Source organism: Haloterrigena sp. H1 (assembly GCF_005938085.1).
GTDB lineage: Archaea > Halobacteriota > Halobacteria > Halobacteriales > Natrialbaceae > Natrinema.
In genome coordinates this window covers 359,230-372,308 of record NZ_SMZK01000002.1, presented here as the reverse complement: position 1 = coordinate 372,308, position 13,079 = coordinate 359,230, and the positions used below count along the sequence as shown (strand labels likewise).

At 58.3% G+C, this 13,079-nt stretch carries 13 protein-coding genes and 4 pseudogenes; 10 read left to right on the top strand and 7 right to left on the bottom strand.

Translation table 11 applies throughout. The features are described from left to right. Positions 1–166 precede the first annotated feature (166 nt). A pseudogene (locus E2L06_RS17155) lies at positions 167–1,198 on the top strand (RNA-guided endonuclease InsQ/TnpB family protein). A 93-nt stretch (positions 1,199–1,291) separates the two neighbouring features. Here the strand turns inward: E2L06_RS17155 and E2L06_RS22070 are convergent. Further along, a complete protein-coding gene (locus E2L06_RS22070) occupies positions 1,292–1,432 on the bottom strand; it encodes a hypothetical protein (protein WP_171052420.1) in 141 nt (46 codons plus the stop codon). Between the two features lie 71 nt (positions 1,433–1,503). Between E2L06_RS22070 and E2L06_RS17150 the strand changes: the two genes are divergently transcribed. Both E2L06_RS17150 and E2L06_RS17145 read left to right on the top strand, forming a co-directional pair. Then, on the top strand, positions 1,504–1,872 hold the full coding sequence (locus E2L06_RS17150) for a hypothetical protein (RefSeq protein ID WP_138782851.1): 369 nt from the start codon (positions 1,504–1,506) through the stop codon (positions 1,870–1,872). After that, complete coding sequence (locus E2L06_RS17145) at positions 1,869–2,438, top strand: hypothetical protein (RefSeq protein WP_138782850.1); 570 nt, start codon at positions 1,869–1,871, stop codon at positions 2,436–2,438. The genes E2L06_RS17150 and E2L06_RS17145 overlap by 4 nt, the downstream gene beginning before the upstream one ends. Before the next feature lie 112 nt (positions 2,439–2,550). Here the strand turns inward: E2L06_RS17145 and E2L06_RS17140 are convergent. Next, positions 2,551–2,844, bottom strand: a pseudogene (locus tag E2L06_RS17140) (ArdC-like ssDNA-binding domain-containing protein); the annotation flags it as partial. A 197-nt stretch (positions 2,845–3,041) separates the two neighbouring features. Continuing rightward, entirely contained in the window at positions 3,042–4,052 is a 1,011-nt protein-coding gene (locus E2L06_RS17135) for an NADP-dependent oxidoreductase (RefSeq protein ID WP_138782849.1), read from the bottom strand. A 462-nt stretch (positions 4,053–4,514) separates the two neighbouring features. Between E2L06_RS17135 and E2L06_RS17130 the strand changes: the two genes are divergently transcribed. Beyond that, complete coding sequence (locus tag E2L06_RS17130) at positions 4,515–5,219, top strand: type 1 glutamine amidotransferase domain-containing protein (RefSeq protein ID WP_138782848.1); 705 nt, start codon at positions 4,515–4,517, stop codon at positions 5,217–5,219. A gap of 72 nt (positions 5,220–5,291) precedes the next feature. Here the strand turns inward: E2L06_RS17130 and E2L06_RS23035 are convergent. Further along, a pseudogene (locus E2L06_RS23035) lies at positions 5,292–5,393 on the bottom strand (transposase); the annotation flags it as partial. Between the two features lie 89 nt (positions 5,394–5,482). Here E2L06_RS23035 and E2L06_RS17120 point away from each other — a divergent pair. After that, the gene (locus E2L06_RS17120) at positions 5,483–6,157 is read left to right on the top strand and encodes a helix-turn-helix domain-containing protein (RefSeq protein ID WP_138782847.1); all 675 of its coding nucleotides are present in this window, start codon (positions 5,483–5,485) and stop codon (positions 6,155–6,157) included. Positions 6,158–6,280: 123 nt separating this feature from the next. Further along, positions 6,281–7,321, top strand: a complete 1,041-nt coding sequence (locus E2L06_RS17115; protein WP_138782846.1) for a zinc-dependent alcohol dehydrogenase family protein — start codon at positions 6,281–6,283, stop codon at positions 7,319–7,321. Here the strand turns inward: E2L06_RS17115 and E2L06_RS22500 are convergent. Further along, positions 7,312–7,886: pseudogene (locus E2L06_RS22500) on the bottom strand (DUF955 domain-containing protein); the annotation flags it as partial. The gene E2L06_RS17115 and the pseudogene E2L06_RS22500 sit on opposite strands and share 10 nt — an antisense overlap. A 336-nt stretch (positions 7,887–8,222) precedes the next feature. On the opposite strand from E2L06_RS22500, the gene E2L06_RS17105 reads away from it, so the two are divergent. From E2L06_RS17105 to E2L06_RS17095, 3 genes are read left to right on the top strand one after another with little or no spacing between them, the layout of a single operon-like run. Continuing rightward, positions 8,223–9,626 carry a selenium-binding protein SBP56-related protein gene (locus tag E2L06_RS17105; protein ID WP_138782845.1) on the top strand — a complete coding sequence of 468 codons (1,404 nt, stop codon included), beginning with the start codon at positions 8,223–8,225 and terminating at the stop codon, positions 9,624–9,626. A gap of 6 nt (positions 9,627–9,632) precedes the next feature. Continuing rightward, positions 9,633–9,950: a 2Fe-2S iron-sulfur cluster-binding protein gene (locus E2L06_RS17100; protein WP_138782844.1), complete on the top strand. Its 318-nt coding sequence runs from the start codon at positions 9,633–9,635 to the stop codon at positions 9,948–9,950. After that, entirely contained in the window at positions 9,947–10,663 is a 717-nt protein-coding gene (locus E2L06_RS17095; protein ID WP_138782843.1) for a hypothetical protein, read from the top strand. Before E2L06_RS17100 ends, E2L06_RS17095 begins: the two co-directional genes overlap by 4 nt. A 160-nt stretch (positions 10,664–10,823) precedes the next feature. On the opposite strand, the gene E2L06_RS17090 is transcribed toward E2L06_RS17095, so the two are convergent. Both E2L06_RS17090 and E2L06_RS17085 read right to left on the bottom strand, forming a co-directional pair. Beyond that, complete coding sequence (locus E2L06_RS17090; protein ID WP_138782842.1) at positions 10,824–11,117, bottom strand: amphi-Trp domain-containing protein; 294 nt, start codon at positions 11,115–11,117, stop codon at positions 10,824–10,826. A gap of 116 nt (positions 11,118–11,233) precedes the next feature. Next, a complete protein-coding gene (locus E2L06_RS17085) occupies positions 11,234–11,731 on the bottom strand; it encodes a hypothetical protein (RefSeq protein ID WP_138782841.1) in 498 nt (165 codons plus the stop codon). 327 nt (positions 11,732–12,058) lie between these two features. Here E2L06_RS17085 and E2L06_RS17080 point away from each other — a divergent pair, with 327 nt between their 5' ends. Beyond that, positions 12,059–12,595 carry a hypothetical protein gene (locus E2L06_RS17080; protein WP_138782840.1) on the top strand — a complete coding sequence of 179 codons (537 nt, stop codon included), beginning with the start codon at positions 12,059–12,061 and terminating at the stop codon, positions 12,593–12,595. Positions 12,596–13,079 lie beyond the last annotated feature (484 nt).

The window sequence follows — 13,079 nt, the reverse complement described above, 5'->3', positions numbered from 1 at the left end:
TGTGCCTTCTGCGACGCCCTGCCGGCACCGAGGCCGGTGAGGCATATACGTGGGGACGAGACAACTGATCTCCCACCTGATCTATGACATTTCTGAGGACGCAGTAGGGAAGAGAGGAGCCGACAACTACCAATCATCAAGTAACTTCAGCACTACATTGAACATAGTGCCGGACGACGACTACCACCGCCGAACTGCCATCACGCGGCTCGCCGTATCCCCCACCGACGAGCCACTTCTCCGAGATACCATCGGAGAGTGGAACAGGGATGCCAAATTGCCGTGAACAAGGCGTGGGAGCGGTGTCACTCCAAGTCCGACTACAAAACCTCGCCTACAACGATGTACGAGAGAACACACGTCTCGGCAGCCAACACGCTATCCTAGCGTGCCATCAAGCAGCCGAGAACATCAAGTCCTGTATCTCTCGCCGTCAAGACGGAAAAAGCCAGCAAACCCACGTACACCAGTCCGACCGTCACCTACGATAATCGGATGATGACCGTTTTCCCCGAGAAAGAGCAAGTCTCGCTCACTACGCACGGCGACCACTCTCGCGTTCGAGCCAACCTCGTACTTCCCGACGACAAGGACAGCTACCAGCACCAGTATATCGACAGCGATGAGTGGGAACCCACAGAATCCACTCTCCATTATCGAGACGGAGAGTGGTACTTGCACCTTGGCTTCCGCAAACCCAAGCAAGACGCCGAAGAAGAGATGACCGAGAACGGAACGGTTTTCGGCGTTGACCTCGGCGTCAACGAAATCGCTGTCACCAGCACAGCCCGCTTTTTCTCGGCTGGTGAACTCAACCCCAAGCGACGAGAGGTTTGAGCGCGTGCGTGGCGACCTCCAAGAGTGTGGCACGCGGAACGTGCATCGCACGCTTGAAGCTGTGAACGGACAGGAAGACGAGTACGTGAAACACGTCCTCCACAGCGTGGCAAATATCCATGACGATAATCGCCCAAGTCGGGATGCGTTTGAGTGCCAGCAGTGCGGGAATCAGAATCACGCTGATTACAATGCTGCCAAGAACGTGGCAGATGTGTATCTCCGACGCGAGCAACAGTCCTCGCGTGGGAGGGGCGTCAGTCAATACGCCCTGAAGTCTGGGACAGTGACGCCGAATCGAGGATACACCCCGTACTCTGATGAGACAGAGGCCGAGTCCACGGACAAGCCCCACCCTTAACGAGCGAACCCGTCAGGGTGAGCGAAATAGATTGGGGTGGTTGACCATACAAGCGACCCTCGAGACGATTATCCATCGCGTCCTCGTCGACGACTACCCTTTCGGACCACCACGCACGACCTCAAGCTGCGCAACGTCGACGGCGTTCGTATCAGGACGACCGCTGGCCAGTTCCTCGAAGAACTGAACACACAGGACGACGGCTGAGACCAGCGTGAGCGATTCCTGTCTCACAGGGTTTGATGTGCAAGCTCTGTGCATACGCCGAAACCGTTATGGAACTATGTGCAGAACCTGCACATAGAATGAGTGCAAGCGACGATCCGCGACGGGTTCACTTCCAGTCGCCGGAGTACCTCATCGACCGGCTCGATGCGATTGCGGAACTCTTCGATAAGGATCGGACGGATCTCCTCGTCGAGGCCATCCGAGAGTACATCGAAGACACTGCCGACAGCGAGACGTTCCAGGAACTCGTCGCGACAAAGTACTACGACGACCAGCTCGAGTTCGAGATGGTCAAGCAGTTGGTCGGTGCCGAGACGGCCCAGCGGCTCCGCCTTCTCAAAGCGGACCTCGAAGACGAGCCTCTCGATCTCGCTGCCCCCGACGACATCGACGTCTACGAGGGCGATGTGACGACGGTCGACACCGCGGTCGACGACGATCGATGAGCAGTCCACGACTGCGAACGGTCGTCGCCGACACCAGTGCACTCGTCAGTCTCGCCGTGCCCCGTGCCGACGCTGCCGTTGACATTGGCGCTCCGGACCCACTCCAGTACCTTCTCACCTCCTGTGACGTGTTCGTGCCACCGGAAGTGGCCGAAGAACTCCGCGACATCACACAGTATCAGGATATCCACGCCGCGGCTGCGAGTAACGTCCTCGCGGCCCGCAACCACTATACCGTCGAGGGTCCCTACGAACGCGACGATACCCCGGACTCTCGGCCGACTTTCGGCCTCGATGACGGCGAAACTGATGGCATCGTCCTTGCGAACGCGCTCGCCGTCGACGGGTTTCTCACCGACGAGTTCGGCGGAACGAACTTTCCACTCATCCACGCCGTGCTTCAGGGGCCGCGGATCGTCCCGACACCGCGGCTCATCTGCGACTACTTCCGGAACGGGCATATAGCCAAGGAGGAATCGAGAACACTGATCACGACGATCAGCCCGCATCGTAGCTGGGAGAACAGCCCCTATGTCACGCAACTGCTCCAGCGTCTCGAAGAGTAACCATTCTGCGAGTGGCCTTCATCCACTTGCGGTTATGCCGAGCATCCAGCGCCGGCACTCCTGAAAGCCCTCTGCCGCTCGGCATCCCACGACCGCCGCTGCGCTCCTCGTTCCAGATCGTCGTCTCCCCTTCTTTGACGTGTCGGTCAAACTCGTTTTGCCATGTTCGGTAGCCGGCAACGCGCGTTGCATGCGGACACTGGAGTTTGATCAACAGCGTGTTTCGGTGGGAGTAGTCGTGGAAGCGGCTCTGAACGTCGAGCCACTCTGTGAACTGCTCGCTCGAGACGGCGTCATCGACTTCGTCGACGAGGTCTTGGATCCATGCTTCGATCGTACTGTGCATCTCGTCGTGCCGGATGTCCGAATCGTCGAACGTTTCCCGGGAGCTGTTGCTCGTAGCCATGTTTGATTAGTGCTTCTCGAGTCGAATCGAATTGAACTGAACCCGAGAAGACCTCCGCCCCTCTGGGGTCTCACAAAACACGCCGGACTTGAGCAGCTGGGGTGCTGTTAGGAGTGGTGGTGAAGCTGCTAAGCCCCACCCTCAACGAGTCGCCGAAGACAGCGAGTAGGGCGGGGCAGTTCACACCGGAGAAGATCTTAATCGGATATTTTGACGACCTGTTTTCCGATATTGTCTCCGGAGAACAATCCGAGGAATGCGTCGGGTGCGTTTTCGAGTCCGGAGACGATGGTCTCGCGATGAGCGATGTCACCGGCCGCAACCCACTCGCCAAGTTGTTCGCTAGCTTCCTCGAACCGAGTGGCATAGTCAGCAACGAGTAGTCCCTGCACTTTTGCTCGCGTTGCGATGAGTTGTGTAAGCTTCCGTGGCCCCGTCGCCACTTCCTCGTCGTTATAGTGGGCAATTTGCCCGCAGACGGCGACGCGGGCGTCAAGGTTCAGCTTTGTAAACACCGCATCCGTGATCGGACCTCCGACGTTGTCGAAGTAGACATCAACGCCACTTGGTGCAGCATCATCCAGTGCTGCCTCGTAATCATCAACCTCTTTGTAGTTGATCGCGGTATCGAAGCCGAGCTCCTCGGTAAGCCAATCGACTTTCGCCTCGGAGCCAGCAAATCCAACAACGCGACAGCCACTCATCTTCGCAATCTGCCCGACGACGGAGCCGACTGCGCCGGCCGCTCCAGAGACGACAACTGTATCCCCCGGATTAGGGTCACCAACTTCGAGCAGTCCAAAGTACGCTGTTCGGCCCGGCATTCCGAGGACGCCAAGGTACGCAGGAGGGTCCGCCACATCGGGGTCAACGGGCATGACGCTATCGGCATCAAGGAGACTGTAGTCTGCCCAGGTTCCGTTTCCTGTCACAAGATCGCCAGCGTCGTAGGCGTCGCTCTTACTTTCGACGACCTCACCAACAACGGCGCCGTGCATTACGTCGCCAACCTCCCACGGCTCTGCGTACGATTCGGTGTCCCGCATCCGTCCCCGCATATACGGATCAACTGAGAGGTAGCGAACGCGGACAAGGAGTTGTCCGAATTTCGGGTCCGGAATGTCGCGCTCACGGAGTTCGAAGCTGTCCATGTCTGGCTCGCCCTCGGGACGTTCGGCGAATATCCATTCGCGGTTTGAATTTCGCACACCTACCATTCGGTACCCAGATAGAGGGCGTTTCGATCCCAGCAACACCTACCGGAACGGCAGATTCACCCAGGTGAAGTATGTGAACACGGTCACGCAGTCGACACCCACCAGGGGAACGATAGAAGTTACTACGAACCGAATAGTGGTTGCCGAATCAACGTCTGGTAGCACTTGAGGTGTATTCGACGGTGCTCACGGCGATAGAGCAGCGTCTCAAGGCACTCGAGTCCAAGCCACTAACTTGTGACTGGCGATAACCGGGCTAGGCCAATAATATTGCTATGTGTTGTAATTTCTCAGAAGGTATGTCGATCATAGTTGCGCGGCAATCAATCGTATGATTCGGGTATAGGTGCTTGTGAGTGGATTTCAGGAACGGTGTTGGCTGCGAGAGTAATGTAGCGGCGATACACAACCCTATCCAGTTACTTTTCCGTTCCAGATCTCGACACGAAATCGATGCCATCTGCTCTGTTTGTTATCAGTGAAGAAGGCTATTGGGGCGAAGAATGCGCGAATCCACTTGACGAACTCAGAAACAAGGACTTTGATATTGACATCGCGACTCCATCGGGATCGAAACCGGTCATCGATGAGACCTCACTGAATCCTGACAATGCTTTCGTCACCGAGGAGGCAGCAGAACTCGCTCAAGACCTCCACGAGGGTTACGAAGGAATTCAGAATCCCGAGCCAATCGCCAGCGTCGACTCAACGAACTACGATGTCGTGGTGTTCCCGGGAGGACACGGGACAATGTGGGATATCAACACCGACAGTCACGCTCGCGCGCTCCTGCGCGATGCAGTCGAGGGTAACGACGGAAAGGCATTAGTCGTCTGTCACGCTGCTGGACTAATGGCGTTCACGCGTACCAGTGATGGTGACTATCTAGTCGCAGACCGAGATGTGACCGGATTCCCTAACGCGTGGGAGGAAGACCTCGTTGACGAGAATGACCGCTTGCCAGATGGGCGTAAGCTCCCCTACTGGGTTGAAGATGAAGTGCGGGCTGCTGGTGCCAATTGGGATGCTGATCCTGATGCCGAGGAGAACGTTATCGTTGACGGCGACTTGATTACGGCCCGTGGTCCTCTGTCTTCCAGCGCTGCAGCTGACACGCTTTTGTCGGAACTCGGCGACGGAACATCTTCGGACGATTGATATCTTCTCTGCCCTGCTCGCACCCATTCGGGCGCTCGCTGAGGATGGGGGTTCCCAACCGCAGGTGGGAGATTACGGTTCGCGGTTCGTGACCTGTTCTCGCGGGACGAAATTGCCCTCGCTACGGTCGAACAGGCGAACCGCTGGCTGTGCCAACCAGCCGTTATTTCTATCCTGCGGAGAATTCGATCGTATCTCGTACAGTCTGTACCTATCTGAGTGGATCCAGAAGATTAACTGCCCAGATAGCGCACCTCTCTATGATGGCTATCACTACCGAGTTCGTCCTCCAGTCGTCCTCTCTTCCGCTTGTCAGTATTCCGAAGACACTGCAACCCGACGAAATAGAGTGTATTCACGCGCTCTGTTTTCAACCGGACGTGCAGGAATTTACCGTTCAGTTTAATCACGAAGATGATATCTCCAGAAACGACCTGCTGGCTCTCGAAGAAGTCGTGAAGGCTGATTCAGTGGGAGAAACAAGTGAGAAGACGATATACAAGCTCATCGTTGAACTGGAGGAATCAGTATCACAGGCGCTTTCCCCTGATTTCGACGGAGCACAGTTAGAACCGACTACCATCACTACCGAAGGGTGGCACGAAACGAAGGTGTTCAAGAAATACGAGGCCTTCAATGAATTCCGAAAGAGTTGCGAGAACCACAGTATCTCTCTCGATCTCATCTCCATTACTTCCGAACCATCTTCCTCTGACGATTCGTCCCAACATGGATTGACTGACCGGCAACGAGAGGCCCTCAACCTCGCTATCTCTCGTGGCTACTATGAGAGCCCGCGCCAGGTTACAGCCGAAGAGCTTGCCAAGGAACTCGGTATCTCACAACCGTCGCTGTCGAGTCTTCTCCGCCGTGGGGAACGGCAACTTATCACCACCTCCCTTGACACTCAGGTTCCAGTAGACACAATTTCCAGATAGTCACGAAATTGCCGAGTGGTTTTTGTCTGGAAGAGAGGAAAGCTTCTGGCGCTATTTAAATGACCTATCTGGATAGCATCAGCGATATCCAGTCTTGGGCCGCACAGTAGACTGTATACGATTATGAAGGCAGCAGTCTATCGTGGTCCCGGTGACATCCGTATCGAAGACAGACCCGATCCGTCGGTTGAGGAACCGACAGATGCTATCATCCGCGTTACACACACCGCCGTCTGCGGGTCCGACCTCTGGTTCTACCGCGGTGAGGAGGAGAAGGAAGAGGGTGAACCTGTTGGTCACGAACCGATGGGTATCGTTGAGGAAGTCGGTGACGATGTCCGGTCGGTCGAACCTGGCGACCGCGTGTTCGCTCCGTTCTCTACCAGCTGCGGCGAGTGCGAGTTCTGTCGCAAGGGACTCCACACGTCGTGCCCGAACGGCAGTTTCTGGGGCGGCGAAGGTCGCGGCGCGCAGGGTGAGAAACTCCGCGCGCCGCAGGCTGACGGTACGCTCGTCCGTGTCCCTGACAGGTACGCCAACGACGAGGACACGCTCGAAGCACTCCTCCCGCTGACAGACGTGATGTGTACGGGTCACCACGCCGCCGTCTGTGCGGATGTCCAGGCCGGTGACACGGCTGTCGTTATCGGCGACGGTGCTGTCGGGCTCTGTGCCGTCCTCGCCTCTAAGCGGCTTGGTGCAGAGCGCATTATCGCAGTTGGTCACCACGAGGACCGTCTTGAGCTTGCCGAGGACCTCGGCGCGACAGAAACTGTCGCCAGCCGCGGCGAAGAAGCCATCGAGGAAGTTCGGGAACTCACGTACGGTGGCGCGAATCACGTCCTCGAATGCGTCGGCGCGGAGTCCTCGCTGGAGACCGCTGCGAGTGTGGTCCGCCCCGGTGGCAATATCGGATATGTTGGTGTCCCGCACGTCGAGGACCCGTCGTTCCTTCAGCCGCTTTTCCTCAGCAACGCGTCGTTCACCGGTGGCCCTGCACCCGTCCGTGCATACGCCGAAGAACTCATGGAAGACGTACTGCAGGGTACCCTTGATCCATCTCCGATCTTCACGAAGATCGTTGACATCGACAGCGTCCCCGAGGGATATGAGGCGATGGACGAGCGAGACGCAATCAAGGTCTTGGTGAAAGTCGACCAGTAGAGCTCTGACCACCTCTCTACGTCCACCTCGAGTAAGTCTGCTATCTTGAGGAGTGCAGGAACCAACTCGTCAGCATCACCTCTCGCTTCGGTCTCGAGGTCGGGCAATGGCTCGCCGTCAGTCTGCGAAATATCGAAGACGGGCACTGGTCGAAAGCCCACGAGTCCCTTTTCCCAACTGTCCGGTGGGGTGTCCTCATACTCACAGTCACTGAGCTCGTGGTACGAGGAGGAGTTCCTCCAGTCAGGACACTGTTTTCTGATGATGGGCGCTCAGATACAGCTCGCCGTCTCGCCTTCTTTGACGTGTCGGCCAAACTCGTTTTGCCACGTTCGGTAGCGCGTGTCGCGTGTGGGCATTGAAGTTCGATCAACAGCGTGTTTCGGTGCGAGTAGTCGTGGAACCGACTCTGGACGTCTAACCACTCTGTGAACTGCTCGCTCGAGACGGCGTCATTGACCTCGTCGACGAGGTCCTGGATCCATGCTTCGATCGTACTGTGCATCTCGTCGTTCTGGGTGCCCGAATCGTCGAACGTTTCCCAGAAGCTACTGCTCGTAGCTATGTTCGATCACTGTTCCTCGAGTCGAATCGAACTGAACTCGAGAAGACCGCCGCTCCCTCTGGGGGCTCACAAAAGACGCCAGACTCGAGGCGGCATGCATTGCACTCGCTCGTCGAGAGATGGGCGAGAGCCCAACGGCCAACTTTGGACGGATCATCTGTCACACAGGTGAACGTCAAAAACTGCGCAAGGTTCCTTCCCTCGAGGGACAACTCCTCCATCACGACAGACGCCGGCCAGCCCATAAGGTTGCTCTAGGGTCGAGCGACCGACACGAGTTGTCGCTCGACAACTGAATTATTATTTATGCACACCATGTGAGTGTTACTGTCTCGCATGAGCACTGACGAACCTAGCAGCGCGGCCGAGAAGCACGGACACGAACACCACGAGGTAGAGGGACCGGGCTATCCGACGCCCGCGGCGATGCGGACCGAGTCGGAGCGCGAGAAGACGGCGTTCGTCATCGCGCTCCGTGTCGGGATGGACGTCGACGGCTCCGACTTCATCGGCGTCGTCGACCTCGACCCCGAATCGGACACGTACAGCGAACTGGTCGACACCGTCGAGATGCCGAACAAGGGCGACGAACTCCACCACTTCGGCTGGAACTCCTGTTCGTCATCGTGTCACACCGAGGGGCTGATGCGCGATCACCTCATCGTCCCCGGACAGCGGTCCTCCCGCATCCACATCCTCGACGCCGAGGACCCGCGTAACATGGAGATCGAGAAGGTCATCGAACCCGAGGAGATCTTCGAATACGATCTATCTGCGCCGCACACGGTTCACTGTGTCCCCGGTGGGAAGGTCGTCATCAGTATGCTTGGGGACGCCAACGGCGAACTCCCTGGTGGCTTCCTCCAGTTGGACCAGAGTGACTTCTCCATTGACGGCCACTGGGAAGCCGATAGCGGCGACATGGAGATGAACTACGACTACTGGTACCAGCCCCGTCACAACGTGATGATCTCGACGGAGTGGGCCGCGCCGAATACCTACTACCCCGGCTTCGACCTCGACGATGTCGAGGAGGGCAAGTACGGCGACAGCATCCACATCTGGGACTGGGAGAACAAGGAGCACCAGCAGACCCTGGACTTCGGCGAGGAGGGGCTGATTCCGCTGGAGATTCGCATGCCGCACGATCCCGAGGAGACCCAGGGCTACGTCGGTGCGGCGCTCTCCTCGAATATCCTCCGCTTCTGGGAGGAGAGCGACGGCGTGTGGGAGTGGGAGAAGGTCATCGACGTCGAGTCCCGCGAGCATCCCGACTGGGACATGCCCGTCCCCGGTCTCGTGACGGACATCGTCCTCTCACTGGACGACCAGTACCTGTTCTTCTCGAACTGGCTGCACGGCGACATGCGGATGTACGACGTGAGCGACTTCGGCAACCCTCGGCTGGTCGATCGGATCTGGGCCGGTGGTAACTTCGCCGACCGACAGGAGATTCAGGGCACTGAAATCCGTGGCGCGCCCCAGATGCTCCAACTCTCCCGCGACGGCAAGCGCGTCTACTGGACGACGTCCCTGTTCTCCTCGTGGGACAACCAGTTCTACCCCGAAATTGGCGAGCAGGGGTCGCTGATGATGAAGGCGGACGTCTACCCCGACGAGGGACGGATGGAACTCGACGAGGACTTCCTCGTCGACTTCGGCGACGCCCCGGGTGGCCCGGCCCGCGCCCACGAGATTCGCTGGCCCGGCGGCGACTGCACCAGCGACGTCTGGCAGTAGCCGCCGATGCCCCACGCAGTCACTCTGGAGTGGCGCGACGGCCGGGAGGCGACCGTCGAGGTTCGGGAGGCCGAGACGGTCATCGACGCTACTGAGCGTGCAGGCCTCGGCGTCCCCTACGGCTGTCTGTACGGTGCTTGCGCCACCTGCACTGGACGCCTGCTAGAGGGCGACCTCGTCCACGTCAAACGCCCGCGGGGGTTAAAACCCCGACACCGACAGGACGGTTACGTCCTGCTCTGTGTGGCCGAACCGCGCTCCGACTGCCGGATCGAGGTGGGTGCGGAGATACAGGCCGACCTCGTGCCGAACCCGTGGAAATGAGTTCGATCCCCCGACGCGCGGCTGTCGCCGCACTCGGTGTCGCCCTCCTATCGCCGCCGGCGACCGCCCACGGCGCGACCACCACCGCGACGGGTCTCCCCTTCCCGCTTGTCGCCGCTGGCGTCGTCCTCGTCAGTCTGCTCGGCGGCGGTTTCGTTCTGGGCGCGTACGGCCGACTTCCGTGGTCGCCGGGGCGAGCGGCTCTCCCAGTTCTCGTGTTCGTGCTCGGCGCCGCAGCGCTGGCGCTCGCCGCCACGCAGGCAGCGGCAGCGACCCTCGTCGGTACAGCAGCCGGCGTTGGCGTCGTCTATGTCGCCCGCGATGCGGCGATCACGGACTGCGGTACCTGTGCGGACGCTGCGTTGGGAGCCGTGACGCTCCACCGCGGCCTCGAAGGCGTCCTTCTCGCCACCGTCTACGCCGCCGATGCGGCGCTCGGTCTGGCGGGCGCCCTCGTCGTCGCTGGGCACGCCGCCGCCGAGACGGCCGTCGTCGGGTCGCTGTACGCTACCGCCGGCCGTCGGTACGCCCTCGCCGCGATTCTCGTCGTCCAGACGGGATTCGTCGTCGGCGTCGCGGCGGGATGGGGAGTTGTCGTCAGCGTATCGCCAATCGCCGAAGCCGGCCTGCTGGCGCTCGTCGGGGGCGTCCTCCTCGCCGTCGGCACCCGGGAGGCACGGCGTCGACACGTGGCGGCCGTCATACCAGCGTGAACTGCCTCGAGGTCAGAGTGATCGGGATTTGGTTTGAATACTCGTTTTGGAAGCATCCGCTTGAGCCGCCGGATTCGAACGGCGTACTGGCGTAGCCACGATTCAGAAGTGACGCAGACCACTCAAGCCCCGAGGCGGTTCACAGGGGCCGCCGTTCGAGTCACTCATCTGCCGATACCGCTTCGCCGTCTTCCATCTGCCATTCGAGTTCGACTTCTAGCTCGGCCTCGTCGTCAGTGACCTCGTACTCGACTTCCAGTTCGAAGCGCTCTGGTACCGCCACCATGAAGCCGTTCTCACCTTCGATGTCGATCATCCCGTTCTCGACACCGGTAGCGACTTCTCGCAGGATCTCTGCGCCGTCTGCCCGGTTCATCACTCGCTCACCTTCGCGTTCCGTCTCGTTGTCTGCCGATTCCGCTTCGGTCTCGGGTTCTTGTTCGTCGTCTGCCATACTGAGCCTACAATGGCTGCCAATAAAGCATATCGGGCTTCGTACCCAGGTTGTTCGGCGGTGGTCACCACTTCTGTCAAGACATGACCGGGAGGTCTCGCGGCTCTGAACGGGACCTACCCGGTCTGACGGATGGTTGTTCGTGCGACGGGTTTCATCGAGGAGTAGTCCACATACTGGTCGACCGATCGATAGTGCCCCGTGGCGTCGTACACGTGATCCTCGTTGATGACGGCAACGTGTGCCTGTGCGATCTCTGCTGTTGGTCGGAGGACGAGCAATTGAACGTCGGTGTCTCGGCGATAGAGGAGCCAACTTGCGACGAAATTTGCGAGGTCTGCACAGTCCCCCTCTTTGGTCCGCTGGACGGTTTCAACATCCGTGACGACATCATACAGACCGTATGCTGCGTCGGTTCGCTGGGTGAAGTGGCGGATGAAGTATCGGAGGTCGGGAGTGTGTTTTGTTTTCTCCGGTTGGACGAATTGTTCGGGGGCGGTGAGAAATCGAAGTGAGGAGCGGTTTTTGTAGCGGTGGATGTCGTCCGCGCGGGCGATGGTGCCGACGGTGAGGCCTCCCGCGAGAGCCGTGAGATACTGTCGGCGCGTAGGCATGGGAAAGTGCGGCAACCCTGGTGATATAGCTTTTTTGCTCTGTAGGATCGCTAGACGACACAGCTACAATCTCGTTATCTCCGTAGAAAGCGAAGAGACGGAGTATTGTGATATCGGAATTCCGCATCTTCACTCGTAATTCGGTCGCCAAAGCTAAACAAGTGTCAGTGTCGTGATCATCTGATAACACTCTCATCTATGGCGAATGGACCGACAAGTTGGTCTGCGTGTATTATATGAACGACGTATGAATTTGACAGAAGATTGTGGATACGAGTACGTGCAAACGCCCCAAGACTTGTGATATTCCGGTTGAGAATCTAGTATATGGATCTCAACATCTTGTCATGGCTTCTCAACTGGCCGCCTAGCCGGCGGATGATTGCGGTGTTTCTCGTCATCATTGTAGCGTCCATCGGGACGATCGCAGTACTCGGTGGGGTGACAGACACGCAACCCGACGAGAACATTACGGTTTCCGACGTCGATCTCTCGATTCGTCTCAACGATGACACTGAATACCCAGACACGAACGGCGCGGTCGAAACCTGTCTTGGGAGTGGGACACCAGGAGATCATCTCAGTGTACTGGGAGAGATCACAGTTAGCATCCCGGCAGCACACAGTGACGACACTCAAGCGGTTGTCCTGCAGTTGAACCAGACAAAAAATCGGACGGTTGGAACAATCGAAGGACAGGGTAGTGTGACGAACAACGTATTCTGGGTATTGGAAGATGACGAGACGCTCTCGGTGGGGAACACAACAACTGTCGAAGTTCACGTACGGGAGCAGGGCGCATCAGTAGCCTCGAGGACTCTCTCGGTGCCCGTCAAGAACGGCTCACGATCGTACGACTGCTAAATTCTTGCTCTATACTGACCGTCCACTGCGGAGTCGAATGGGCCTGTGACCGATTCTATGACACGCTCTATGTTCCTGCTTATCACGTCGATCATCACGCCAGTTGTCCTCATTCGCGACGCATGAGCGAATGCCGAGTCGGATGCGAATTCAACGATGAGCGGGCTTCCGTATGTCGGCAGTCCGCTCGCTTTCCCCGCACTGACGTACATTCTGACAGCGCTACAGTTCGGTTCGGAGAATCCTTTCGGTGACGCGATTACGCCTTTGCAGGGGCCTTCTGGCTCACGACGGTTGTGTATCTGGTCCGGCAGTAGTGACGAAGGATGAATGGGCTCGAGACCGGTACAGTCGAAGGGTACCTCGATAATAAGAGCCAGCCATCGGTCGTCGTCGCCTCTCGAAGAGGGCGGGCAAGCCCACTTAGTTCGGCCAAGTGTTTTAATTACTTGCTGCTATTTACAGTATATGAGAAGTCGTTCAC

Excerpts from the sequence above, each read along its gene's own strand:
- E2L06_RS17150 (WP_138782851.1), top strand. The coding sequence starts at position 1,504 with ATGAGTGCAAGCGACGATCCGCGACGGGTTCACTTCCAGTCGCCGGAG.
- E2L06_RS17145 (WP_138782850.1), top strand. The coding sequence starts at position 1,869 with ATGAGCAGTCCACGACTGCGAACGGTCGTCGCCGACACCAGTGCACTC.
- E2L06_RS17130 (WP_138782848.1), top strand. The coding sequence starts at position 4,515 with ATGCCATCTGCTCTGTTTGTTATCAGTGAAGAAGGCTATTGGGGCGAA.
- E2L06_RS17120 (WP_138782847.1), top strand. The coding sequence starts at position 5,483 with ATGGCTATCACTACCGAGTTCGTCCTCCAGTCGTCCTCTCTTCCGCTT.
- E2L06_RS17115 (WP_138782846.1), top strand. The coding sequence starts at position 6,281 with ATGAAGGCAGCAGTCTATCGTGGTCCCGGTGACATCCGTATCGAAGAC.
- E2L06_RS17105 (WP_138782845.1), top strand. The coding sequence starts at position 8,223 with ATGAGCACTGACGAACCTAGCAGCGCGGCCGAGAAGCACGGACACGAA.
- E2L06_RS17100 (WP_138782844.1), top strand. The coding sequence starts at position 9,633 with ATGCCCCACGCAGTCACTCTGGAGTGGCGCGACGGCCGGGAGGCGACC.
- E2L06_RS17095 (WP_138782843.1), top strand. The coding sequence starts at position 9,947 with ATGAGTTCGATCCCCCGACGCGCGGCTGTCGCCGCACTCGGTGTCGCC.
- E2L06_RS17090 (WP_138782842.1), bottom strand. The coding sequence starts at position 11,117 with ATGGCAGACGACGAACAAGAACCCGAGACCGAAGCGGAATCGGCAGAC.
- E2L06_RS17085 (WP_138782841.1), bottom strand. The coding sequence starts at position 11,731 with ATGCCTACGCGCCGACAGTATCTCACGGCTCTCGCGGGAGGCCTCACC.
- E2L06_RS17080 (WP_138782840.1), top strand. The coding sequence starts at position 12,059 with ATGGATCTCAACATCTTGTCATGGCTTCTCAACTGGCCGCCTAGCCGG.